General features: G+C 54.6%; 3 protein-coding genes and 2 pseudogenes. All 5 read right to left on the bottom strand.

The window, feature by feature from the left end:
- The coding region (locus VU18_RS18935) for a 2-dehydropantoate 2-reductase N-terminal domain-containing protein (protein WP_047757620.1) at window positions 1-440 on the bottom strand (440 nt) is incomplete at its 3' end.
- 151 nt (window positions 441-591) lie between these two features.
- Window positions 592-795: a YbdD/YjiX family protein gene (locus VU18_RS02530; protein WP_042381782.1), complete on the bottom strand. Its 204-nt coding sequence runs from the start codon at window positions 793-795 to the stop codon at window positions 592-594.
- Window positions 788-1,657 (bottom strand): annotated as a pseudogene (locus VU18_RS18930) (carbon starvation CstA 5TM domain-containing protein); the annotation flags it as partial. The pseudogene VU18_RS18930 and the gene VU18_RS02530, both read right to left, overlap by 8 nt.
- Window position 1,658: 1 nt before the next feature.
- Window positions 1,659-1,767, bottom strand: a pseudogene (locus VU18_RS18925) (carbon starvation CstA family protein); the annotation flags it as partial.
- Between the two features lies 1 nt (window position 1,768).
- The coding region (locus VU18_RS18920; RefSeq protein ID WP_304413643.1) for a carbon starvation CstA family protein at window positions 1,769-2,541 on the bottom strand (773 nt) is incomplete at both ends.

Below are 2,541 nucleotides of genomic sequence, written 5' to 3'. Positions count from 1 at the left end.
AAACGTATCTCATGCGCCGGGCTCGTTTGGATGATCTCCCCTCTCTCGTTTAACGTCGTTTCGATAAAGCAAAGCCCGCCTAAGACATTCTCGCGGCCGAACGCCTCCCATAACGCATCCATATGGGCCATGCCATTTAACAACGGCAAAATCATCGTCGCCTCTCCAACATACGGTTTCGCGTCGGCGATGGCGCCGTCTAAATGGTACGCTTTGCTTGAGAACACGACAAGATCAAACGGCTCGGCCGGTTTGCCGGCAACAAGCAATTTCGGCGCCAATACCACATCGCCATGGACGCTGTGGATGACAAGCCCGCGTTCTTCGATCTCCCGTTTTCTTCGCTCGCGGACAAGAAACGTTACGTCCACCCCTTTTTCAAGAAGACGGCCGCCGAAATACCCGCCGACCGCTCCCGCTCCGACAAACAGAATGCGCATCGTATGTACAGCTCCTTTCTCCACTGAGGGTTGATCCAACGCTCCCAACGTCTTTCACAAAAACCATGCCGCCAACCGAACATTTTCTCAGCGATAATGAACAAGAAGAAAAAAGGAAGAAGGGAACGCGCCCCTCCTTCCTTCCCGTCCGCTAGCAGCAACGCGACACTTTGCCGCCTTTGGCATTGTAGCGCGCCTCTTGCGCCTCGCAGAAAAACTCTTTCCGCGACTTGATCGGCACGCCAGGGTGATGGGTTTTCATATGCTCGACATATTTTTCATAACTCGGCACACCGACAAGCAAGTCAAGAAACTGCCGGCGGTACGCCAACACCGTTTGCAGCCATTTAGGCATAATGCTTCGCTCCTTCTCCATCGCGCGGCACGTACGGCGCTTCCTTGAGCGGCACATGTTTGTTTTGCAACACTTTGATCCAGATGTTCAACGCCGAAATAAGCATTGCGATCACAACAAGCATGAAAATGGCGCACAGCGTAGCGTCAATGTAGTCGTTCATAATAATTTGCCGCATTTGCGCCTCATTCGTTGCCGGCGCCAAGATTTTTCCTTGGCTCAAGCTGTCCTGGAACATCTTCGCATGCGACAAGAAACCGATTTTGACATTTTCGTGGAACAGCTTTTGGTATCCCGCAGTCAACGTCACGACAAGCAGCCATGTCGTCGGCACGAGCGTGACCCAAACATACGCTTTTTTGCCCATTTTAAATAGAACCGTCGTCGCAAACAACAAGGCGATGCCGGCAAGCATTTGGTTGGCGATGCCAAATAGCGGCCATAGCGTGTTGATGCCGCCGAGCGGGTCGACAACGCCTTGGTACAGGAAGTAACCCCATGCCAATACGCAAAGGGTTGTTGCGATCAAGTTCGAGGCAAGCGAATCCGTTTTGCCGAGCGGTTTGTAGAACGTGCCCATAATGTCTTGGATCATGAAGCGGCCGACGCGCGTGCCCGCATCAATCGTCGTCAAGATAAACAGCGCTTCAAACAGGATGGCAAAGTGATACCAGAACGCCATAAGCGCCTTGCCGCCGATGACGCTCGATAAAATGTGCGCCATCCCGATCGCCAGCGTCGGCGCCCCGCCCGTGCGCGACAATACTGTTTGCTCGCCGACGTCTTTGGCCAGCTGAGCAAGCATATCCGGCGTGACGGTGAAGCCCCATGACGATACCACTTTTGCCGCCTGCGCCACATCNGTTCCGATGACAGCAGCCGGGCTGTTGATGGCAAAATACGCCCCTGGCGTCAAGACGCAAGCCGCCACCATCGCCATGACAGCGACGAACGACTCCATCAGCATCGCGCNGTAACCGATCGGCCGCGCATGGCTTTCAAGCTCAATCATCTTCGGCGTTGTACCGGACGAAACGAGCGCGTGGAAACCGGACACCGCTCCGCAAGCGATCGTAATGAACAAGAACGGGAACAAGTCGCCTGCGAACACCGGCCCCGTGCCATCGATAAATTTCGTCACTGCCGGCATTTGCAAGTCCGGCGTCACGACGAAAATGCCGAGCGCCAATCCGACGATCGTGCCGATTTTCAAGAACGTGCTCAAATAGTCGCGCGGCGCCAACAACAGCCATACCGGCAACGCCGAAGCGACGAAGCCGTAAATGATCATTAAGATGGCGATCGTTTCCCCTTTTAGCGTAAACATCGCCGAAAGCGTCGGATGCTCGGCCACGTATTGCCCGGCCACAATCGATAAAATCAACAGCACAAATCCTCCAAGCGACGCCTCAGCGACGCGCCCTGGACGGATGAAGCGCATGTAAATGCCCATCAAAATCGCAATCGGAATCGTCGCGGCGATCGTAAACATCCCCCACGGGCTTCCGACAAGCGCTTTCACGACAACGAGCGCCAATACGGCCAATAAAATAATCATAATGCCCAAAATGCCAAGCGCTGCGATAAAGCCCGTCACCGGACCCATTTCTTCCTTAATCATTTCGCCGAGCGACTTCCCGTTGCGGCGCATCGAAGCGAACAAAATGACAAAGTCTTGCACCGCTCCGCCGAGCACAACGCCGATCACAATCCAAAGCGTCCCAGGCAGATAGCCCATCTGCGCGG

This window comes from Geobacillus sp. ZGt-1 (genome assembly GCF_001026865.1).
Lineage (GTDB): Bacteria > Bacillota > Bacilli > Bacillales > Anoxybacillaceae > Geobacillus > Geobacillus thermoleovorans.
This window is presented reverse-complemented; position numbering and strand designations above follow the sequence as displayed.

Excerpts from the sequence above, each read along its gene's own strand:
- VU18_RS02530 (WP_042381782.1), bottom strand. The coding sequence starts at position 795 with ATGCCTAAATGGCTGCAAACGGTGTTGGCGTACCGCCGGCAGTTTCTT.